The 22,579-nt window shown below is 39.3% G+C and carries 20 protein-coding genes and 1 pseudogene; 11 read left to right on the top strand and 10 right to left on the bottom strand.

Annotation, left to right across the window (positions count from 1 at the left end; translation table 11 throughout):
• Window positions 1-7: 7 nt before the first annotated feature.
• The 7 genes and pseudogenes from F935_RS10070 (at window position 8) to F935_RS10040 (ending at window position 6,349) form a co-directional block, all read left to right on the top strand.
• Window positions 8-1,243: an aspartate aminotransferase family protein gene (locus F935_RS10070; protein ID WP_016138838.1), complete on the top strand. Its 1,236-nt coding sequence runs from the start codon at window positions 8-10 to the stop codon at window positions 1,241-1,243.
• Entirely contained in the window at window positions 1,240-2,334 is a 1,095-nt protein-coding gene (gene astA, locus F935_RS10065) for an arginine N-succinyltransferase (RefSeq protein WP_016138837.1), read from the top strand. Before F935_RS10070 ends, astA begins: the two co-directional genes overlap by 4 nt.
• Before the next feature lie 401 nt (window positions 2,335-2,735).
• Window positions 2,736-4,199, top strand: a complete 1,464-nt coding sequence (locus F935_RS10060) for an amino acid permease (RefSeq protein ID WP_016138836.1) — start codon at window positions 2,736-2,738, stop codon at window positions 4,197-4,199.
• 210 nt (window positions 4,200-4,409) lie between these two features.
• Complete coding sequence (locus tag F935_RS10055) at window positions 4,410-4,832, top strand: hypothetical protein (RefSeq protein WP_016138835.1); 423 nt, start codon at window positions 4,410-4,412, stop codon at window positions 4,830-4,832.
• Window positions 4,833-4,904: 72 nt separating this feature from the next.
• Window positions 4,905-5,357: a DUF4265 domain-containing protein gene (locus tag F935_RS10050; RefSeq protein ID WP_016138834.1), complete on the top strand. Its 453-nt coding sequence runs from the start codon at window positions 4,905-4,907 to the stop codon at window positions 5,355-5,357.
• A 34-nt stretch (window positions 5,358-5,391) separates the two neighbouring features.
• A complete protein-coding gene (locus tag F935_RS19140) occupies window positions 5,392-5,526 on the top strand; it encodes a hypothetical protein (RefSeq protein WP_016138833.1) in 135 nt (44 codons plus the stop codon).
• Between the two features lie 269 nt (window positions 5,527-5,795).
• Window positions 5,796-6,349: pseudogene (locus F935_RS10040) on the top strand (SMI1/KNR4 family protein).
• A gap of 34 nt (window positions 6,350-6,383) precedes the next feature.
• Here the strand turns inward: F935_RS10040 and F935_RS10035 are convergent.
• On the bottom strand, window positions 6,384-7,844 hold the full coding sequence (locus F935_RS10035; protein ID WP_016138831.1) for a coniferyl aldehyde dehydrogenase: 1,461 nt from the start codon (window positions 7,842-7,844) through the stop codon (window positions 6,384-6,386).
• A gap of 129 nt (window positions 7,845-7,973) precedes the next feature.
• Here F935_RS10035 and F935_RS10030 point away from each other — a divergent pair, with 129 nt between their 5' ends.
• Entirely contained in the window at window positions 7,974-9,044 is a 1,071-nt protein-coding gene (locus tag F935_RS10030) for an AraC family transcriptional regulator (RefSeq protein ID WP_016138830.1), read from the top strand.
• A 15-nt stretch (window positions 9,045-9,059) separates the two neighbouring features.
• On the opposite strand, the gene F935_RS10025 is transcribed toward F935_RS10030, so the two are convergent.
• The 9 genes from F935_RS10025 to F935_RS09985 all read right to left on the bottom strand — a co-directional run bounded on the left by F935_RS10025 (window position 9,060) and on the right by F935_RS09985 (window position 19,754).
• Window positions 9,060-9,956, bottom strand: coding sequence for a DMT family transporter (locus tag F935_RS10025; RefSeq protein WP_016138829.1), 897 nt, complete (start codon window positions 9,954-9,956; stop codon window positions 9,060-9,062).
• A gap of 145 nt (window positions 9,957-10,101) precedes the next feature.
• Window positions 10,102-11,853: a tannase/feruloyl esterase family alpha/beta hydrolase gene (locus F935_RS10020; protein ID WP_016138828.1), complete on the bottom strand. Its 1,752-nt coding sequence runs from the start codon at window positions 11,851-11,853 to the stop codon at window positions 10,102-10,104.
• 32 nt (window positions 11,854-11,885) lie between these two features.
• Window positions 11,886-12,275 carry a PaaI family thioesterase gene (locus F935_RS10015; protein ID WP_016138827.1) on the bottom strand — a complete coding sequence of 130 codons (390 nt, stop codon included), beginning with the start codon at window positions 12,273-12,275 and terminating at the stop codon, window positions 11,886-11,888.
• A gap of 40 nt (window positions 12,276-12,315) precedes the next feature.
• Window positions 12,316-12,852 (bottom strand): DUF3237 domain-containing protein, encoded by a 537-nt coding sequence (locus F935_RS10010; protein ID WP_016138826.1) that lies wholly within the window; start codon window positions 12,850-12,852, stop codon window positions 12,316-12,318.
• A gap of 57 nt (window positions 12,853-12,909) precedes the next feature.
• On the bottom strand, window positions 12,910-14,160 hold the full coding sequence (locus F935_RS10005; RefSeq protein ID WP_016138825.1) for an OprD family porin: 1,251 nt from the start codon (window positions 14,158-14,160) through the stop codon (window positions 12,910-12,912).
• Window positions 14,161-14,242: 82 nt separating this feature from the next.
• Window positions 14,243-15,382: an acyl-CoA dehydrogenase family protein gene (locus F935_RS10000; RefSeq protein WP_016138824.1), complete on the bottom strand. Its 1,140-nt coding sequence runs from the start codon at window positions 15,380-15,382 to the stop codon at window positions 14,243-14,245.
• A 74-nt stretch (window positions 15,383-15,456) separates the two neighbouring features.
• Window positions 15,457-17,343 carry a feruloyl-CoA synthase gene (locus F935_RS09995; RefSeq protein ID WP_171068110.1) on the bottom strand — a complete coding sequence of 629 codons (1,887 nt, stop codon included), beginning with the start codon at window positions 17,341-17,343 and terminating at the stop codon, window positions 15,457-15,459.
• Window positions 17,344-17,425: 82 nt separating this feature from the next.
• Window positions 17,426-18,877, bottom strand: coding sequence for an aldehyde dehydrogenase (locus tag F935_RS09990; protein WP_016138822.1), 1,452 nt, complete (start codon window positions 18,875-18,877; stop codon window positions 17,426-17,428).
• A 37-nt stretch (window positions 18,878-18,914) separates the two neighbouring features.
• Complete coding sequence (locus F935_RS09985; protein WP_171068109.1) at window positions 18,915-19,754, bottom strand: p-hydroxycinnamoyl CoA hydratase/lyase; 840 nt, start codon at window positions 19,752-19,754, stop codon at window positions 18,915-18,917.
• A 248-nt stretch (window positions 19,755-20,002) separates the two neighbouring features.
• Here F935_RS09985 and mhpT point away from each other — a divergent pair, with 248 nt between their 5' ends.
• The 3 genes from mhpT (at window position 20,003) to F935_RS09970 (ending at window position 22,577) form a co-directional block, all read left to right on the top strand.
• Window positions 20,003-21,235 carry a 3-(3-hydroxy-phenyl)propionate transporter MhpT gene (gene mhpT, locus F935_RS09980; RefSeq protein ID WP_016138820.1) on the top strand — a complete coding sequence of 411 codons (1,233 nt, stop codon included), beginning with the start codon at window positions 20,003-20,005 and terminating at the stop codon, window positions 21,233-21,235.
• A 70-nt stretch (window positions 21,236-21,305) separates the two neighbouring features.
• On the top strand, window positions 21,306-21,761 hold the full coding sequence (locus F935_RS09975; protein ID WP_016138819.1) for a MarR family winged helix-turn-helix transcriptional regulator: 456 nt from the start codon (window positions 21,306-21,308) through the stop codon (window positions 21,759-21,761).
• A gap of 123 nt (window positions 21,762-21,884) precedes the next feature.
• A complete protein-coding gene (locus F935_RS09970) occupies window positions 21,885-22,577 on the top strand; it encodes a GntR family transcriptional regulator (protein WP_080645585.1) in 693 nt (230 codons plus the stop codon).
• Window positions 22,578-22,579 lie beyond the last annotated feature (2 nt).

Raw genomic sequence — 22,579 nt, 5'->3', positions numbered from 1 at the left:
AGATAAAATGAATAATTTTGCAGTTTCACGTAGTGACTTTAACGAGTGGATGGTTCCAGTTTTTGCACCGGCAAATTTCATTCCGGTACGTGGTGAAGGTTCACGTATCTGGGATCAAGAAAATAAAGAATATATCGATTTTGCAGGCGGGATTGCAGTAAACGCATTAGGTCATGCGCATCCAGTGGCAGTGAATGCTTTAACAGAACAAGCGACAAAACTTTGGCATGTAGGCAATGGTTATACCAATGAACCCGTTCTACGCCTTGCAAAACAACTCACAGAAAATACATTTGCAGACAAGGTTTTCTTCTGTAACTCAGGTGCTGAAGCCAATGAAGCAGCACTCAAACTAGCTCGTAAAGTTGGTTTAGACAGTGGCGTTGCGGGTAAAAGCGGCATTGTGGCATTTAATAATGCTTTCCATGGTCGTACTTTATTTACCGTTTCAGCGGGTGGTCAACCTAAATATTCACAAGACTTTGCACCACTTCCAAACGGAATTAACCACGTTGCATTTAACGATTTAGAAGCTGCAAAAGCAGTAATTAATGAGCAAACATGTGCAGTGATTGTTGAACCAATCCAAGGTGAAGGCGGTGTTATTCCAGCGGACATCGAATTTTTAAAAGGTTTGCGTGCACTATGTGATGAGTTTGGTGCCTTACTTATTTTTGATGAAGTGCAAACGGGTGTCGGCCGTACAGGCGCACTTTATGCCTACATGAATTCTGGCGTTATTCCAGATGTGTTAACGACTGCAAAAGCACTAGGTGGTGGTTTCCCAGTCGGCGCAATGCTAACAACTGATAAGTTTGCTAAGCATTTTTCAGTCGGTACGCACGGTACGACTTACGGTGGTAATCCATTGGCAAGCGCAGTTGCGGGTGCAGTATTTGAATTTATTAATACGCCTGAAGTGCTTAATGGCGTCAAAGAACGTCATGACTACTATAAAAATGCATTAAATAAATTGAATGAAAAATATGGAATCTTTGAGTCGATTCGTGGTGAAGGTCTACTGATTGGCTGTGCCTTAAAAGACAAATTTGCTGGTAAAGCAAAAGATATTAATAACCTTGCAGGTGAAGAAGGATTACTGAGTCTGATTGCTGGTCCAAACGTTATACGTTTTACACCATCTTTGATTATTCCATTGGCTGATATTGATGAAGGCTTACAACGCTTTGAACGTGCGCTTGCTCGCTTTGTGGAAATTCAAAAGGATGAACAAGCAGCATGATGATTATTCGCTACATTGAACCTAAAGATGTTAATGACCTTTACCTGTTGGCGAAAAAAGCGGGTTTTGGTTTGACATCTTTGCAGCCCAATATGGAAAAACTTGCTGCTCGTATTGAGCGGGCTTGTAAAACTGTCGCAGGCGAATTATCAAAAGCAGATCAGGTCTATTTATTTGTTTTAGAAGATACTGAACTCAACAAAGTTGTCGGTGTTTGCGGTATTGAAGTCGCACTTGGTTTAAAAGAGCCTTGGTACAACTTTCATGTAGGAACCCAAGTTCATGCATCTGAACCCTTAAGTGTTTATAACGCTTTACCAACTTTGTATTTGAGTAATGATCATACAAATTGTAGCGAGCTTTGTACTCTATTTTTAGATCCAGACTATCGCTTAAATAAAAATGGCAAATTTTTATCTAAAGTTCGCTTCTTGTTTCTGTCAGCATTTCGCCAATATTTCGAAGAAACGATTGTTGCTGAAATGCGGGGCTATTCGGATGCAAATGGGCAATCACCATTTTGGAATGCCGTAGGTCATAAGTTTTTTAATATTGAATTTACCAAAGCCGATTATTTGAGTGGAGTCGGGCAAAAGGCTTTTATTGCTGAGCTCATGCCAAGACATCCACTCTATGTCGACATGTTACCTGACGATGCGAAAGCTGCGATAGGCATTGTTCATCCAAATACCCAACCAGCCTACAATCTCTTGCTAGAAGAAGGATTGCGCTATAAGGGGTATGTGGATATTTTTGATGGTGGGGCGACATTGCAGGCCGATATCGAAAATTTACGGGCGATTAAAGAAAGTCAGTCTATAGCGGTTCAAATTGAACAACCTGAAAATATTGCGGTAGGGGATGAAGCTTACATTGTCGCCAATGATGATTATGAAAATTATCGCTCGATTCTTGTGTATAGCAAACCGCACCAAAACATATTGCAGTTAACAAAAGAACAAGCAAAACAATTGAATATTGAAAATGGCGCTTTAGTTCGGGTGCTAAGTGTTCAAGTTAAACAGGTTTCGAGTCCAGAAGTGGTCAATAAACTCAAAGCCACTGAGCATTTTCGAATGGCTGTTAATTAAGCGGAAATTACTATACATTTCACCAAATTTAAGAAGGAATACTATATTATCGCTAACGCAAGATTGGTACATGGATAAACACAATCTTGCTCGCTGAGCTGGAATTAATTAGCCTGCTTCTATTCTATAAAAGATAGACAATTAAAATATTTAATTCATTTATATATTTTAATTTTCTTTTGAAATTATATTGATAGAGGGTAGGCTAATATAATAATGAAGGAAAGGATTGATGATTAATTTTTATTGTTATAGGTAATAGCTTTTAAAAAGGAATTTATAAGGTTTTAAGTGGTTTAATAATATTTTTAACATGATTTAATGGACTAAATTAATAATCATATAATTTATATATTATTAAAGCATTTACGACGGTTGCTATAAATTGGAGTAAATATTACATGAGTAAGAATAACGGAAAGCAATTCCTGGAAGGAGATCTTCTTGGTAGTCAACATATGACTGAACAAGAAGAGGAGAAATTGCAACGCTCATTAACCAATCGTCATATTCAGATGATTGCGATTGGCGGTGCAATTGGTACTGGATTATTTATGGGTTCCGGTAAAACATTAAGCATTTCAGGAACTTCAATTGTATTAACCTATTTAATTATTGGTTTCTTCTTTTTCTTCGTAATGCGGGCAATGGGTGAGCTGCTGCTGGCGAATACTAATTTTAAAACATTCGCAGATTTTGCAACGGCTTATCTCGGTCCGTGGGCAGGGTTTTTCCTTGGTTGGTCCTATTGGTGTAACTGGATTATTACTGCTATTGCAGACGTGATTGTGATTGGAGGGTACATGCAGTTTTGGTATCCCGATTTACCCGTCTGGATTCCTGCATTTACTTCATTGGCTGTCTTGACCATACTGAATTTTGTAGCCGTTCGGCTATTTGGTGAACTGGAATTTTGGTTTTCACTCATCAAAATTACCGCAATTATTTTGTTTATTCTGGCTGGTATTTATTTAATTAGTACAGGATTTACTTCTCCGAATGGGGTTAAGGCATCGGTTAGCCATTTGTTTGAAACACAATCTATGTTTCCTTATGGTGTAACAGGTTTCTTGGCTGGTTTCCAAATTGCCATCTTTGCATTTGTGGGTATTGAGCTGGTTGGTACGACTGCTGCTGAAACCAAAGACCCGCATACTTCACTTCCAAAAGCAATTAACTCTATTCCTTTACGTATTTTATTATTCTATGTAGGTGCATTGGTTTGTATTATTGCAGTCACTTCTTGGGCTAAAGTATCGCCAGATAAAAGTCCGTTTGTAGAAATGTTTACATTGGTTGGGTTACCAATTGCGGCAGGTTTAATCAACTTTGTTGTTGCGACTTCAGCTTTATCTTCGGCAAACAGTGGAATATTTGCGACCAGCCGTATGTTATATGGTTTAGCTTTAGATAACGATGCACCTAAAAGCTTTAGTAAGCTGTCTAAAAGAAAAGTTCCAATTAGAGGACTCGTATTTTCAATGGCTTGTGTGACCCTTGGGACATCAATTCTATTTATTGTTCCAAATGTTATGACGGCATTTACGATTATTTCAGCGCTCACTTCAATTTTATGTATTTTTACATTCATGTTGATTGTGCTTTCATATATTTATTATCGTAAGAAAAGTCCAGAACTACATATCCAGTCAAAATATAAAATGCCCGGTGGTTTATTTATGGCATGGATGACGATGTTGTTTTTAGTCTTCACTATAGTAATTTTAGCTTTAGATCATGATACGTTAATTGCTTTAGAGTTTTCACCAGTATGGTTTATTGGTTTGTTTATTGCCTATAAATATAAAAAGAAAAAGATGTTGCATCTTGATATTTTAAAAGCTCAAAAGGTTGATTATATTTAAGTCGAGTATAGTTGTTTTTATATTAAAGCTAGGTGAGTGCCTAGCTTTTTTATTTTTAAAAGTAGAAACTGACTGAAAGGTAAAACTTAAAGAGATAGGTGATATAAAAATAAAATTCGAGAAAAGATATGATAAAAAATTATAAATGTGGTTGTATATAGACTACTTATAGAATTACTAATCACTTAAAAAAATAGTTGAGAAAGAATAATGTTTGAGATAACCCCATACGTGGGAGCCGGTTTAATTAAGTTTGGCATGAAAAGAGAAGAAGTAAGAAAACTGATGTCTGAGTATGAGCCTAGAGCATTTTGGCGAAATTCTTATTCAGAGTCTGCTACTGATGGCTATGATGAAATTGGTATTAATGTATATTATGACAGTGCTGATAAAACTATAGCATTAGAATTTTATAAACCCGCTCAAGTTGCTTTTAATGGTGGAGAGATATCTAAGCTCCCTGTATTTGAGGCTTATAAGCTAATGGCTTCATTAGATAAAGATATTGCTATTGATGAGGATGGATTAACTTCTTTTAAATTCGGGATAGGTTTTTATGCACCATTTTATGAAGAAGACTATATGCTACCAGTTGAAGCAATTATAATATTCATAGATGGATATTATAATTAAATCTATAAGGAGGAAAAGGTATTTAAAATTTATATCATTCAAACAAAAGATTCTTAAATAAAAGGAAGTATAGTGGATAAGCAAAAAATTGTAATAGACTATTTAGATAAAAATAATGAACTATCAAAAGAGTTAATATGGGGGGAGATGTACAAGACTGATCAATACTTTGTTAGAAGTATTCCTTTCTTTGTGCCTAATCTTGCATTTGATGATCTTATTCATGTTGAAATAGAAAATGAAAAGCTCTATTTTGATGATTTAATAAAGCCATCTAATAATTCAACATTAAGAATTGTATTTTTTAATAACGATATTAAATGTATTGGAAAAATATTAACTACTTTGGAGTCTTATTTATGTAGTTGGGAAGGCTTTGAAGGTAGATACTATTATGCAATTAATATACCCGAAAAGGTTGATTATACTCTAATTAAAAAATATTTAGATGATAAGAAGATTTTTTTTGATTATGAGGAATCATGCTTGTCGGATAAACATTCAAGTGATTTATGCTTGTTTTAAAATATTAGTAAATAAAAGAGAGGGGGAATTAGTCATGAGTGATGTTGATAATTTAAATGGAAAATTTGTTGAATATGATCATGTGCATTCTATAAATATGTATTTTGATGACTTTGGTGGAGCCTATAGTTTAGATATGGTTTTAGCCAAAGATTTATCAGATATATAGTGAAAAAATAAAAATTAGATTCTTTAATATTACTAATCTTTATCTGAATGATGTTGGTAATAAGTTTACTCAGTTTTGTAGAATGTATATTGAGAAAAATTTAGATGGATGGGATGGTGTTAAATACAACTTAAATCAATTAGAAGATGATAGAATTCTCTTTAAATTTTTTAACTTTGAATTGTTGGAAGAGTAATTTTTATAAAATAATAAACTTTGTATTTGGGAATTTATTTAGTCTATATATAAATTAATTTATTGAGAAAATAATGACTGATTTTGTTAAAGAATTAGCAGCTTGTCGTGTTGAGGGAACACAGCTTCCTTTTTATCCTGAAAAGGTACAAGGTTATACAAAACAAGAAGTAGAATTGATTGCTAGAAATCTTAATTTGGATATACATGGGCAATTTAGGGAATTTTTACTCCAAATGGGGAGATGTTCAGGAGGGTTGTTAGGGGGTGATGAATTTAAAATGTACAATAGTCAATGGAACTTAGATGATTTTCTAGATTATCAAAAATGTATTAAAGAAGATAACGAAATGTGTGATAGTGAGGGAAAAATAGACCCTTTTGAAAAAAAATATTCGGTCTAAGTAGAGAATATGAAACATATTTTTATTTTTTACTAACAGCGGAAAATGATGACTTTATATGGTCATTACATGATGCTGATGACAATGTATTAGAAAAAACAAATATAACTTTATTAGAGTATTTAAAAGATTATGTTTTTGAAAAAACTAAAAGAAATCGATTTGTAGATTTTGATTTAACAGAAGAACAAATTAATAGATCTATTACAGGTCGTTTGTTATAAAAAAAGCCTCATTACGAGGCTTTTTCTATACTCTTTATTTAATATTTGGATCGCCTTTTTTCAAGAAAAAGCGAATCGCTAACTTTTGTAAGAATGTCCCATAAGGAGGGTGGAAAAGCTGAGTCGGGAAAAATCGATGACGAATAAATACAGTTTTGGCATGTGAAAGTTCACGGAAACCTTCTTCACCATGATATGACCCCATGCCTGAGTTTCCGATACCACCGAAAGGAGCATCATGGTTGACTACATGCCAACCCCAGTCATTAATGGTCACACCACCCGAATGAGTTTCACGTAAAATACGATCACGTTCTACCGAGCTATGGGTAAAGAAATAAAGCGCTAAAGGTCGTTCATCCGATTTCACATAGGTAATTGCATCATCTAAAGAGTCATAAGCCACCACAGGTAAAATAGGGCCAAAGAGTTCTTCTTTCATAATGCGCATGTCTGGCGTGCAATTCAGTACAATCTGTACAGGCATTCTACGGCCTTGTTGGTCAAAGCTGTAAGTATCACAAGGAATAACGCGCGCACCTTTCTCTTGTGCATCGTTCAAAATATCTTGAATACGTTTTAAATGGCGGTCATTTACAATCGATGTATAATTTTCATTATTTTCAATGTTTTGACCAAACATTTTTATAAAGCTTGATTTCGCAGCATCCACAAATTCATCAATACTTTCTTTTGGAACCAACGCATAGTCAGGTGCTACACAGATTTGACCACTATTTGTCGCTTTACCATGTGTAATGCGTTTAGCAGCATCGGCAAGCGGGTAATTGCGGCTTACAATGGCAGGTGATTTACCACCTAACTCAAGTGTAACAGGTGTTAGATTTTCAGCTGCTGCTCGCATGACGACTTTGCCAATAGCTGGGGAGCCAGTAAAGACAATATGGTTAAATGGCAACGAGGTAAATCTTGCTGGGTCTGTAATTTCTTCACCAAAAACCGCCACTTCATCTTCATTAAAGACTTCAGCTAACATGCGTCGTAGCATTGCATTGGTATTTGGGGTAATTTCAGGGAGTTTAATCATGACTCGGTTGCCCGCAGCCAAAGCAGCAATGAGTGGGCCAAGTGCTAAATAAACGGGGAAGTTCCAAGGAACAATGACACCAACCACGCCTTTAGGTTGGTATTGCACACTTAAACGGTTCGATAAAAATAAAAGCTCGGTACGGCGTTTACTTGGACGCATCCAGCGGCGTAAATGATGAATCGCATGATCAGCTTCTAGCACTGAGCCAAGCAAATCTAGTAGTTTAGATTCATCGAGTGATCTTGAACTAAAGTCAGCATTAATCGCGGCAGCTAAAGCATCTTGATAACGAATAATTTGTTTTTTGAGTTGATGCAGCTTTGTGCGGCGTGCTTCAAGACTTGGGTAGGGATCTGCCTCAAAATTGGCACGTTGTTTGGAAAAAATAAGTTCCATATGTTCTGTGGCAGAGCCGTTATATTCTTTTAAAGTGGAGCTTTCCATTATTGTTCCTTCCATACTTTTGCTTATCATACTTTATGCTTGAAGCGTCGTATGGTCGATGTTAAATTGAGACAACAAGAGGTAGTTTAGTGCCATTATGCACGTCACTCTAGGGATGGTGTGAGTTAAATGCCTAAAAATCTTTATAAAAATGCAAATAGTGTTATCGAAGGAAATTATGATAATACATCCTTAGGTTCGAATACATATTTGCTAGGTTTGACCAGTTTATTCGATGAAATGGGTTCGCAAGGCCATTCAATATCAAATGTTCTATCTGGCACAAATATTTCGCCAGATACGATGAATCAATCCTCTTTATATATTTCTCAAGTCCAAAAAATTCAGCTATTTCAAAATATTCAAAAACTATCTCACGATCCTTTAATTGGACTCCGCGCAGGACAAAAGCAGCGATTGTCAGATTTTGGGGTGTATGGTTACGCGCTTTACTCTTCGCGTAATTTTAGACAAGCGGTAGAGCTTGGGATTCGACACATTAAGCTTGCAGGACCTATTTTAAAGAAGTCATTCTATGTACGAGATGATGTTGCCATTTTTGAAGGTCAGGACATTATTGCACTGGGTAAGCTTCTGCCTTTGGTGTGCGAATTTTGGTTTAGCTCTATGCAAACTTTAATTGAACGTGTGCTTGAAGGACCATTTCAAGCCAAGAAACTTTTATTGCCCTATCCAGCGCCTGACTATGCCAAAGAATATGAAAAAGTTTTTCATTGTCCCGTTCAGTTTAATGCAGGAGTGATGCAATGGCACTTTGATTTAAAGTGGCTCGATGTACCTTGCCCAAATGCCAACCCGATTACCGCGGATATGTGTAAGTCCTTTTGTGAACGGATGCTAGGTGCTGCTGAACTTGAAGAGCCTGAGCTGATCAAAACAATCCGTTTAATATTATTGGATGGAACAGGACTTTTTCCATCAGCTCAAGAAATGGCTGAACGGTTACATATGTCAAAGCGTACTTTACATCGGCGCTTGGCAGGTTTTAGTCTGACTTATCAAGAGTTATTAGATGAAACTCGACGCCGTCTTGCGGATGAGTATTTGCGAGAAACAACTTTAACTGTAGATGAAATTGCCGAAAGAATTGGCTTTTCAGATACTTCTAATTTTAGAAAAGCCTATCGTCACTGGACAGGCATTTCACCAAATGAGTATCGAATACAGTACCTAAATTAGAATCAGGTATGTCTGTTACTTAAATCGAGAGAATAACTTCTTCTGCAAAAATGGATTACAGAGCAAGATGGCAAATAAAATAATAAATATACCGAAAATGGTAAACAGATCCGGTAATTCATGCCAAAAAACAAATCCCCAAACTCCTGCAAAAATAATGGCAATGTAATTCATGGGGCCAATTTGTCCTGCTGGCGCTAAGCTATAAGCATAAGACATAAATAGTTGGCTAATGTTTGCTAAAAGTCCTGCGGCAATGAGTAGGCTTAATTCGTGCCACGTAAAAATGCGCCAATGCCAGAACATTGGAATAGAGGAAATTAAACTACCAAAAATACAGAAGTAAAAAACGATACGCTCAGGCGGCTCTGTACTGGTTAAAGCTCTTACGGTGACAAAAGCCATTGCTGATAAAAAGCATGCACCTAAGCCAATAAAAGACAATGAATTAAATAGACCTTGGTCGGGTTTAGCGACAAATAAAACCCCAACTAGACCAATCACAGCGGCAAAAATCATCGATTTGGTAATTTTTTCTTTTAAGAAAAGCCATGCAATCAGTGGAATAAAGATAGGAGATGAATAACTAAAAACCATGGCATTTGAGAGTTTTAAGTTCGCAATGGCATAGAAAAAACCGTACATTGCAGCAAGTCCCACTAAGCTTCGCCACGTGTGCATCCAGAGTTTATCGGTTTTAACGAAGTCTAAGCCCTGTTTTAAAAGCATAGGAATAAAAATAAATAAACCTACTGCATTTCTAAAAAATACGACGGTCGCATTGTCTACCGTTTGTGAAGCAAAACGAATGCACACTCCCATAATGGAAAATAATAATGCTGATGTCATAAGACAAAGCAGTGCTTTTCCAAGTTGATTTGAGGGGAGGTTTGGAGCAGTCTGATTTTGCATATCGAAATGAGTTTTTGGTTTTCGGTGTTATCTTAGCAGTGATGCAGGCATTGGATGAAATATCATTTAATAATGATTCAATAGTGATACTTAGCAAAATAAAAAAAGAGAGCGTAGGTCAGCTCTCTTTTAATTTTATAGGATGTTATCTACAGCTAAAGTTTTCAGCTTTTTCGCTATCACCTTGACCATTGTAGCGAGCAATCAGTGGGTAAGAGCAAAGTGGACGGGTACGGTCTGGTGCCCAGTCTTGCGGAAGTTCAGTATTCACTTGACCGCTTGGGTTACCTGCGCCGCGTGCAGTCGCAATGATTTTGTCAGGTACGTGTCCATATTCCACCCAGTTAACTAAAGCAGTCAATGCATCAAATTGGTCGGTTGCAATGCCATCACGGGTATGGTTCATGCCCGGAACTCTAAAGAAACGTGCAAATTCAGGTGCTGTACCTTTTGCATCATTTTTATAGTGTTGTAGCAGTTGATCGTACCAATTTTGGGTGTCATCTACAGAGAAAACGCCGTCTGCTGTGCCTTGTACCACAATCATTTTTCCACCGTGATTATGGAGTTTATCTAGATTAAGTTCATCGGGTGGCATCATGAATGACATCGAACTTTCAGTGTACACATCATTGGTTGCTGATAGTTTTAGATAGTCGGTATCAAAATTATAATTGAAAGAAAATTGTCTAGAATTTTGAGTCACAGTTGGGTCAGGCGGAACCTGAAAAAGAATCCCGACTGCAACTGGGTCACGCGCTGTTCCCACCGAAGATTCGAATTTCCAGCTTGCCCAGTTGCTTCCCACTAAGCCAGGATCGAAAGGCTGGGTTGCATAGAGAGCTTGTCCAGCCGAATTTACAGGACCACGGTAAATGTTGGCTAATACATCAATTTGTTCGGTGCTTAGGCATGTACCATCTCTTGTGTTTGAGCAAACAGGTACATCTTTGTGAATATCAAAAGCCTTACGGCAAGATTCGACATCTTGAACCAAGCCATCCGCAACACCGTCTAGAGCATCGCATCGATCTAAAATCGCTTTTGCTAATACTTTACGCTCTGAAAGGGTAAGAGCGGTACTTAAGTCATTTTCATCTGTTGCGACACGACGAAGCTGTTGTGCTGTGTAGAGTTGAGCCGCGGCTGCACGAGGTAAATGAAAACCCGGTGTGCTTGCTAAAACTCCATCATATTGGTCGCCCAAGCGGGTTGCAGCAATCATGGCGTGACGGCCGCCGTTTGAAGTGCCACCTGCATAAGAGCGGTCTGGCAATTTACCATATGCTGTTTTAATTAAATTTTTTGCCATAGGCGTGAGTTTGGTAATCGCGCCGTAGCCGTAGTTGATTCTGGCTTGAGGGTCTAAACCAAACATTGGATTTTGTGAAGCGTTATGTCCAGCATCGGAAGAAATGACAGCAAAACCATCATGTAGGGCATTGGTCAGTGGACCGCCGCTGCCGACCTGACCCGTTGCAGGTACTAAATTACCATCGGTTCCACCATTGCCTTGATAGAGAAAACGGCCGTTCCAATCAACAGGTAAGCGCATTTCAAAACCAATTTGATAGGTTTGTCCATCTACAGGGCTTAGACGTTGGTCCATATAACCTTTGACCAAACAATGAGCGCCAATCGGCTTGTTGGCTACCGTCAATGTGCCTGCCTCTTGAAGAGTGGCTGAGCTAATGACAGTATTGTTGTATTGAAATCCAAGTAAGTCCGTACAGCTTCCTGTCATTTTTACGCCCACAGCAGGAGACAACTGCGGTGGTTTGGTTGTTGAGGGAACCGTTATGTCATCATTATCACTTCCACAGCCTGTCAAAGTGCCAAGCATGGCAAGCAATAAAGCGGAGTGGGTCAAAATTCGTTTATTGTTGGTGTAATTCATTATTCATATCCTTATTGAATAAATGGTTGCAATTAATCTAAAACCAGAAAATTAGCTGTGCTTCGTGCAATCATTTTGTTGTTTTGCCAAGCTTCACTTTCGAGATTCAGCACAGTTTTGCCTTGTTTAATGAATCGGCATTTTGTAATGACTTCGCCCACAGCACAGGGTCTTAAAAAATCCATCGTTAAGTTAATGGTGGTGGCCGGTTTACGGTCATTGGCGAGATATGCAAAAAGCCCCATCACGTCGTCAAGCATGGCGCATATCATGCCGCCTTCAATGGTGCCGCGTGGATTGGTAAAGCTTTCTAGCGCCGTGTAGTGGATGGTGAGTTCAGTGTTTTTGTCATTCCAATGAATATTGTGTCCACCCAAATGGTGATGAATGGGGGGTAAGTGTTCTAAAGTTTTTTGATCCATAATGAAGGGTCCATCCTTTTTGTAAGTGTTATAAAAATTATTATTTCAAGGTGTAGGCATCATAAATAACCGCTTTGCCCAAACGCATTGCACTACCTACCGCAACGGTCTGGTTAAGCCATGAATATTTGGGCGAGCTGGTTTCAAACTGCATGGTAATTTTGAAATAGTAATTTTTCGGGTCGACATCTTTGCCTTGAGCAAGCTGTTTTAGTGTTTCTGCTGAGCCATGTCGGTAACCTTTGGTTTGAAGATAAATAAGTGCGCCGTCATCGGTTTCTAATAAATATCGTGTATCAATAATTGCCAGTCCTTTACTGTCGACAATTTGCCAGTCTGCGCCATTATTTAAAATACGGCCTTTAAGTGATTTCCCTTCAAATGTCCCACCTGTAATGGGAATAATTCGGCGTTTACCTGCGTCACTAGTAGTGCCTAATTCCCAAACCGGTGCATTTAAATCAACACTAAATTTTGCTAAAGGCTCAAGCTGAATAGGGAGTGGGCTATATTGCGTTTCGGCATGAGTCAGGGCAATCAGACTCATTCCGCAGAGGAGCGTTACAACTTTCTTCATGATGAATTTCCCGAAATAAAAAGAGGTTCTATGTGTGACAGAACCTCTCGTTTTGAATTATTTAAATTTCCATGTGTAGTCGATGTTGATGCGGGTTTCGTTTACAGGTTTGATATTTGCTGTAGAGAGCATGTTGTTGTCATAAATGGCATAGCGCGCGCGTAGCCCTAGATTTTTTAACCAGCCACTTTGAACGGTGTAACCTAAATCAAAGTCTGTTTCGCGTTCTTTTAGATTGGTTCCACCTAAGTTGGGTGCATAAATATTGTGACCTGTGGTGTAACGAGTCATGAAACGTAAACCCGGCACATAATCTTTAAAGTCATATTCATAGCGGAAGCTATAGGCTTTCTCTTTTGGGTTTAAAAACTCGCCCGGCCATGTGTCAATAAGAAGCCCAGTTTCACCTCCAGTCAAATACGGAAACGCGGTGTCGCCGTGATGTTGGAAGGTTCCAAAAATAAATTTATGGTTTTGATGTTTAAGTTCGAAATGCGCATGATAAAGATCATTATCGACTAAGCCTGCTTTTGCTTGTCCGTCATCTCGGCTACGGTAATAGCGTAATTGCGAGCTAAGATTAGTGGTGTCATTAATTTTATGTTGGTGTAGGGCACCGACCATGGTCTGGTTATAAAGATCATCAACATCCATGTAAAAAGCTGTGAGTTTGATTGTTGGATCAAGCTGATAGTTTCCACCTAAATAATAGAGACCATCAGTCTCAGCACTTTTAAATCGTCCATTCACCCCTGAAATTTTAATTTTTTCATAGTTGGTCGAATCACGATGATTCACTTTGTCGAGGTAGGCCGCTTGTAAGTCGAAATCTTTTATATCTTTACTGGTCAGTGAAATTCCTCGATAGGTTTGAGGAAGTAAACGAGCAGGGGAAGCCACTAAAACTGGGTTCATCGGCATTAAGGTACCAATACGTAGCTCGGTCTGGCTCATTTTGGCTTTTGCTGTGACCCCAATTTCGCCATAAGAGTCAGTAGGTTCATTGGTGCGCGTGTCTCTAGGTAAGTTTCCTGTACCGCCATGCTCTGCATCGGCATCAAGTTTAAAACCCGCCGTTGCAAGCACATCCAACCCAAAACCGATAGTCCCTTCGGTATAACCTGAATTGGCTTTGAGAATAAAACCTTGTGTCCAGTCCTTGGCAGCAGGGTAAGCAGATTGCTCTTGGTAGTCGCGGTCAAAATAGAAATTTCGTGTGGTGAGTTCTACTGAACTGTTGTCAATAAAATTGCCAGCCCACACTGAACCAGAGAGCATGAGGGTAGAGTACATCCATAATTTCGACATAGCATTTCTTCCTGAAATAACATTTTTTTGTTTTAAACAAGGCATAGTTGTTGTGTCAGCCTTGTTTGGTTTTTAAATCGAATTATTTTCCGAGCAGTTCTCGGGCTACGATTTCTTTCATAATTTCATTAGTTCCCCCGTAAATTTTTTGTACCCGTGCATCCACAAAAAAGCGTGAAATCGGGTATTCCTGCATGTAGCCGTAGCCGCCAAAAAGCTGAAGTAATTGATCAATCACTTCACATTGGACATCGGTAATAAAGCATTTCAATGCGGCAACTTGAGTGACGCTTAACTGGTGTTGTTGATACAGCGCTGAACATTGGTCTACAAAAGCTTGAGCGGCTTTTGCTTTGATTTGCGCGTTTGCAATCACAAACCGAGTGTTTTGCATTTGGCTTAACGGTTGTCCGAAAGCTTTACGTTCCAAAACATAGTCTTTAGTAATTTCAATAGCCCCTAAAATTGACCCCAAAGCCATCATAGAAATGCTCAAACGTTCGCGAGGTAACTCTTGCATTAAATACGCAAAACCTTGTCCTTCTTCACCCAAACGTTGTGTGACAGGTACACAAACATCATCAAAAAATAGTTCAGCTGTATCTTGGGCATGTAGTCCAATTTTTTGTAAAGAGCGGCCTTTTTTAACGCCGTCTAAAGCGGCATCGACTAATAAAATTGAAATGCCTTTTGCTTTAGCTTGCGGATCAGTTTTCGCCACCAGAACAATCAGGTCGGCATGTAATCCATTTGAGATAAAAGTTTTTGAACCATTAATACGGTAGTGGTCATTTTCTAAAATCGCTTGAGTGCGTATGGCTTGTAAGTCTGAACCCGCATTGGCTTCGGTCATAGCAATTGCAGTGACGACTTCACCTGTCACCATTTTGGGTAGCCAATAAAGTTTTTGCTCTTCAGTTCCAATATTTTGCAGATAAGGAGAGACCAACTCATTTTGCCCACCAATGGCAACAGCTAAAGATGCAAAACCAGCTTGAGCAGTTTCTTGAACCAGCATGAGCGAATAGTGCACAGGAGCACCATACCCCCCGTATTCTTCGGGAACATCTACGCACAAAAAGCCATTTTCCCCAAGACGAAGCCATAGATCACGCGGGATGAGGCCATCGTGTTCCCACTGTTCATAATATGGAGCAACCTGTTCTTTTAAGAATCTGCGGTAGCTGTCTCGAAATAGTTCAAATTCTGTATCGTGTGGCATGTTGAACCTTTTTTTAGGCAAAAGTGAGGCTAAGGCCCAAACCGAAGTTTGAGCTTCCTTTTTATTTCAATTGCTTATTGCTTTAAGGTGGGTACCCGAATAATCAGTGGGTTTTCGACCTGTTTTTGATAAAGTTCATCAATTAAGGCAGCACGACGTTTAGTAATATTGCCTTGATTGAGATTACCTTTATCGGTCACTTCACCTGCATCGAGCTGAGGTGGTTCAGTCATTAAATAAAGCATTGAGACTGTATTTGAACTGCCAGTCGCATCTTTATTAAAGGTCGTTAAAAATTGGCGGAACCATTGCTGAACTTTAGGGTGTTGTAATATCTCTGTTGCAGAATGCTCACTAAGCTTAAGGCCTGCATATTGAGCACAAGCTTCTAATTTTGGAAAAATCAAAAAGCCAACCGCATTTAGGTTTGAACCTGTAATACAGACATCTTGAACCAGTAAATTACCTTGAATGAGCACTTTGTTGCGTATTGTGCCGACATTTACAAAAGTACCCGTATTGAGTTTAAAGTCTTCTGCAATTCGTCCGTCGTACATTAGGCCTTTGGTTGGATCATTTACATCGACTAAACGAACAGCATCGCCAGTATGGAAAAAGCCTTCATCATCAAACACAGTGCTTTGCTGGTCTGCTTTTAAGCGCCAATATCCTTTCATGACATGTTTGCCACGGACACAAAACTCAAGTTTGTCACCACATGGAACCAGCTTAATTTCGCATCCCGGAGCAGGGTAACCAATAAAGCCAGCCATCACGCGTGGACCTGTTGTAAAAGCACAAGATGGTGCAGTTTCAGTCATGCCCAATCCGCTCATAATGCGAATTTTTTCTCCGCAATGTTGCTGGGCAATTTTATCGAGTCTGTTCCAGCCAGCTTCTGAAAGCGCCGCACCTGCAAAGAATAAAATTTTAACTTTGGCAAAAAAGCGATCTCTTAACTCTTCATCTTTCTCTAAAGCTTCGGTGAGTTCTTCCCAACCTTTTGGGACATTTAAATAAACGGTTGGAGAAATTTCTTTGAGGTTACGAATGGTTTCGTCAAATTTGCCTTGAACAGGTTTGCCATCATCAATATAAATTGTACCGCCGTTATAGAGTGCAATACCGACATTGTGACTGCCTCCAAAGGTGTGGTGCCAAGACAGCCAGTCGAGTAGGACAGGTGGTGTTTCTTCAAACTCAGGGAAAGTTTGTAATAACATTTGCTGATTAACACACAACATTAAATGCGTGGTCGGTACAGCTTTAGGCAATTTGGTTGAACCTGATGTAAATAAGAATTTGGCAATTTGGTTTTCATCAAGGGTTTGATAAAACTCTTGAACATTTGAAACAGGCGTATCTAATAGCGATTGAAAAGACGTGCAGATCTGATCACCCACAATCCCTTTATTGGTCACCACTTCAATGTCGGATGTAATACATGCCTGAATCGCTTTGGCAAAAGCTTGTCCATCGTTGGCATAGACCATACCCGGTGTCAGCACTTCAAACACATGTTTAAGTTTGCCAAAGTCTTGAGAAATCAGAGAGTAGGCGGGTGAAATAGCTGAGAAAGGTACACCTGCCAGCATGGCAGCCATAGATAGTGTTAAATGTTCAAGATCATTACCACTTAAAATGACCAGAGGTCTCTCTTGGCTTAACTTACGTTCATGTAAAGCCTGAGCAATGTGCCATGCACGTTGTAAAACTTCTGCATAACTCAGTTTGACCCATTCGCCTTGAGCATTGCGTTTTGCTGCAAAAATATGGTCTGGTTTGGTTTGTGCAAAATGAATTAACCGATCTGTCAGTTTTTGTGGATACGGTTTTAATTGCTCTTTTGGGCTGATATAGAGCGTGTCATCTTTATGGTGATAATGAATATCATGTTGCCCTAATTTTACGAACCGTTCGCGGTCTTGTGATTGAGTGGCATTCATTTGCATTTCTTTCACTCCATGGAAAGCGCATCACTGCGCTTTATTTTTTTGCATCATGCAATTTTTATTTAATATGTCTGTGTTCGCATTAGCCCGACTAAAGCGGGTAATGACGTGATTGGGTCTGAATAGTGATCCAGCGTAGTTCGGTAAATTCGGCAACAGAGACTTTACTACCAAAACGTCCGTAACCACTCGATTTTGTTCCGCCAAATGGCATTTGAGCTTCGTCATGTACGGTTGCACCGTTAATGTGACAAATACCCGAATCAATCTGTTGAGCGACTTCTAATGCTTGTGAAATATTTTGGCTAAACACCGCCGAAGAAAGCCCAAACTCACTGTCATTTGCTAGTGCTATGCCTTCTTCAATGCTTGAAAAGCGTTGAACTGTGCATACAGGCCCAAATGATTCTTCACGATAAAGCAACATGTCAGGTTTAATATTGAGCACCAGTGTCGGTTGCATGGTGGTGTCTTCAATATGAATACCTAAAGGTAAGTCAGCACCTTTGTTTTGAGCATCTTCCAATAAATGCTGAATGCGGTTTGCAGCGCGGCGACTTTCTAAAACACCGAGCACATTGTCTTTTGAGGTCGGATTACCTGCCTGAATAGAACGTGTTTTTTCAATGAGCTTTTCAATAAACTGGTCGGCAATTTTGTCTTGAACCAAAACACGTTCGGTCGACATACAGATTTGACCCTGATTAAAGAATGCTCCAAAAGCCACAGCATTTACAGCTTCATTAATATCGGCATCATTTAAAACCACGACAGGGGCTTTACCACCCAATTCAAGTAAAACAGGTTTTAAATATTTGGCAGCAGTCTCTGCAATAATTTTTCCGACTTTGGTTGAACCCGTAAAATTAATACGTTTGACGGCTGGATGAGACACTAAACGCTCCACAATTTGTGGTGCATCTTCAGCCGCATGCGTAATTACATTTACCACACCTTCACCAAGACCTGCTTCGTATAACACTTCGCCAATCAGACGATGTGTTGCTGGGCAAGCTTCAGATGCTTTTAATACAACGGTGTTGCCACAAGCCAAAGGCATGGCAAGCGCACGCGTTGCCAAGATGACAGGCGCATTCCAAGGTGCGATCCCTACAATCACACCGCAAGGAACCCGCACACCCATCGCAAGATTGCCTGGCACATCTGACGGAATCAGGCTTCCGTCAATTTGTGTGGTCATTGCTGCTGCTTCACGTAACATGTTGGCAGCAAGGTGAACGTTAAACCCATACCATGTCGCAGTTGAACCTGTTTCTTGCATTCCAGTTTCAATGAATTGCTCGGTCTTTTGATCCATTAAATCGGCTGCTTTTAACAAACGTAAGCGACGTTCGGTAGGCGAGAGTTTCGACCATACTTTAAAAGCTTGTTGTGCCGAGTCTATTGCACGATCAACATCTTCCAAAGTTGCAGCAGCGGCTTTAGTTGCCACTGATCCATCAATGGGGCTAATACGCTCAAAAGTTGCCTGATTTGATGCATCAACAGATTGACCGTGAATAAGTAACTGTACATTTTGCATGGGTTGTGTCCTTACATTACCATTAGAGAATCAAAAGTTAACCAGTACGTTTGTAGCTCTGTAAACCCGGTTTAATTGATTTTTCATCTAAGAATTGTTTCAAACCTTCTTGGCGGCCATTTTCTGTATCACGATGGATACATTGATCGAGCTTGGCATATAAGTAGTCTTCGTTTTGGTCCCAAGTGAGTTCACGGCAACGCTTAAAGCCATTTTTAGCTGTGCGAAGAACCACAGGGTTTTTCTCAAGTAGGCAATTTGCAAGTTCAGTGACTTCGGCTTTTAACTGTTCAAGCGGTACGCTTTTATTTACCAAGCCCATAGTTTCGGCTTCTTTACCAGTAAAGGTTTTACCTGTCATGATGTAGTACAAAGCTGCACGGTGACCAACAGTGTCTGCCATTGCCTTGCTTACAAGGTTGCCCGGCGGGATACCCCAGTTAATTTCAGATAAACCAAATGTTGCTTCATCTGCTGCAATCGCAAGATCACAAGCCACTAAAGGTGAGAAACCGCCTCCAAAGCACCAGCCGTTGACCATTGCAATCGTTGGTTTTGAATACATGCGAAGAAGTTGCCACTGCCAACGGCATGAGTCGCGGCGAATACGTTCTTGATAAATTTCTGGCTGAGTATCGACTTCGCGGAAATATTCTTTCAAGTCCATGCCTGCTGTCCAAGAATCACCTGCACCTGTCAACACCAGAACACGAGCATTTTGATCAAGTTCTATGGCTTCAAGTACATCAATCATTTCACGATTGAGTGTAGGACTCATGGCATTTTTCTTTTCTGGGCGGTTTAGTGTTACCCATGCAATTCCATCTTCAACTTTAACATCTACTGTTTCCCAGCGGTTTTCATAACTCATCTTCATACTCCTTGAATGATTTTTAGCTGTTCTGGGATTTAATTTAATATCAGTTAAACTTACATTCAAGTCTTTTTTATGAAATTTCATAAATATTTTATAATTCATTGTATTTTAAATATTAATTAATTTTATAAATAATTTAATATAAAAATGTGTTGATTTTTTAGTAAGTTTAACTGATATTTTTGGTGTGTTTAAACAATAATACACAAAGGGCTAAATGGAACGACTAGTCAATAAGGGATAACACAATGGAAAAGATATTAGGACAGTCTGCAAGGGCAAAAATCACGTTGCTATTATGCTTTGCAATAGCAATTTTTGAAGGTTTTGATCTTCAGTCAATGGGGGTAGCCGCTCCACGAATGCGGGCTGAGTTTATGTTGGACAATGGCCAGATGGCATGGGCATTTAGTGCTGCAATTTTAGGAACACTACCAGGTGCCATATTAGGCGGTAGATTTGCAGATATTGTTGGGCGTAAGAAAATTCTGATTTTTAGTATTTTACTTTTTGGAATGATGTCTTTGCTAACGGCCTATGCTGCTAACTTCAGTTTGCTGTTACTCATTCGTTTTTGTACCGGTTTAGGAATGGGTGGGGCACTTCCGATGATGATTACACTGGCATCTGAAGCTGTACCTGATCAGCACAAGGGCAAAGCGGTAAGTATCATGTATAGCGGCATTCCATTTGGTGGATTACTTACTTCTGTAGTTGCCATGTCATTGGCTGGCGATGCAGAATGGCGTCATATTTTCTATATTGGTGGTATCGCGCCAATTTTATTAATTCCACTGATTATGCGTTTTTTACCTGAGTCAAATGATTACCTACAGCGTAAAGTTCAGGCACAAAAAACCACTCCATTCTTTGAAGTTCTATTTGCCAAAGAACGTCGTATGTCGACGATTCAGCTTTGGGTGAGTTTCTTCTGTACCTTAGTCGTGCTCTACTTCTTGTTAAACTGGTTGCCGTTACTCATGGGCGCGCAAGGCTTATCTAAATTACAGGCAAACTATGTGCAGATGGGCTACAACGTTGGCGGAATTTTAGGTTCAATCTTAATGGGTGTATTGCTTGATAAAATACGCATGAGTTTTGTGATTAAGCTGATTTATCTGGGCATTCTATTCTCGCTTTGCTGCTTGGCAATTTCTCCAACCGTTGCATTACTAGCGCTTTCGGCAGTAGGCTGTGGTTTATTTATTGTGGGTGGACAATCGGCATTATACGGTTTGGCTGCCATGTATTATCCAACTGAAATGCGTGGAACTGGAGTCGGGGCGGCAGTTGCAATTGGGCGTATCGGTTCTTTTGCAGGACCTTTAATGGCTGGTTTTTTACTCTCGCTTGGACAAAGCTCGACCATTGTGATTGGTTCAAGCATTCCAGTGATTTTAATTGCAGCGATCTCTGCATTACTTCTTGTCAAAAAACCTAAACAGCCTGTACATTTAGTACAAAGCTCGGGTGCTCGCTAAGTTTTAACGAAAGTATGGGGTTAGAGCCTCATACTTTTATTACAGATTTTCTTATGATGAATGAAAGGTTATGGTACGTTCAAATTTAGTTCAAAAAAAAGTAGAAGATGAGCCTAAGTTAAGTTACATGATTGCTCGTGTTGACCGAATTATTAGTAAACATTTAACAGAACATTTAAAAGAGCTTGAGATTACCTTGCCGCAATTTACTGCACTTTCTGTTTTAGCTTCAAAAAGTAATGTATCCAATGCCAAGCTTGCTGAGCGCTCTTTCATTAAGCCGCAATCGGCCAACAAAATTTTGCAAGATTTACTAGTTAATGGCTGGATTGAGAAAAAACCGGATCCTACCCATGGCCGCCGTATTTTAATTACATTGACCCAAAGCGGTGTTGAAAAGCTAAATAAATGTAATGAAGTGGTTTTAAAAGTTGAAGAAAAAATGCTTGAAGGCATTGATATTAACTTGGCTTATTTAATTCGTAACAACCTCGATATTATGGTCAATAATCTTAAAAATCTTTGATCAAGTGTGGTTGGTAATTTAATTTTTTAAACTCAACAAAAATGCTTAAGCACTGATTCACACAGAAAATTTATTTCATTTTACAAATGAACTTGCTAGCATCGAAGTGACGTTTTTGGTGATGTGTGGCAGCGAATGTCTTCAGGACAACAAGTTTTACTTAAACTAAGAAAAATGATTATTTCAGGGGAATTTGAAGGCGGTGCCAGAATTGCCGAAATTCCGACTGCCGAGTTACTTGGTGTTTCAAGGCAGCCTGTTCGTATTGCTTTTAGGTTGCTTGAGCAAGAAGGCCTCCTCATTAAAAACCCAACTCGTGGTTACACGGTTCGTGAAATTTCAGAACAACTTGTTCATGATGCGCTCGAAGTGCGCGGTGTACTTGAAGGATTGGCTGCGAAAACTTTGGCAGAACAAGGCTTAAGCGAAGAACAGAAAAAGACGCTGCAACACTGCATTCAAGAAACTGAAAAACTATTTAATGATAAAGATGAGTTTGGCGATGCCGAACTCGAACGTTATCATCATTTGAACGTCATTTTTCATGACACTATTATTGAAGGTGCACAAAACGTCGCACTCATACAAGCCTTGGCAAAAAACAACCAATTACCGATGGCTTCTGCTCAAGCTATTACTTATGACCAGAATCAAGCTTTGTCAGAATATCGCCGTTTGCACTATGCACATTTACAGCATTGTTCGATTTTCGATGCGTTGGTGCATCGTCAGGCAGGGCGTGCTGAAACTTTAATGCGTGAGCACAGTAGTGTCGTGATTTTGGGTGAAACGCTCAGAAATGTTTTAAGCGCTTAAGG

The sequence above is a fragment of the Acinetobacter calcoaceticus ANC 3811 genome (genome assembly GCF_000399665.1).
Taxonomy (GTDB): Bacteria; Pseudomonadota; Gammaproteobacteria; order Pseudomonadales; family Moraxellaceae; genus Acinetobacter; species Acinetobacter calcoaceticus_B.
This window is presented reverse-complemented; position numbering and strand designations above follow the sequence as displayed.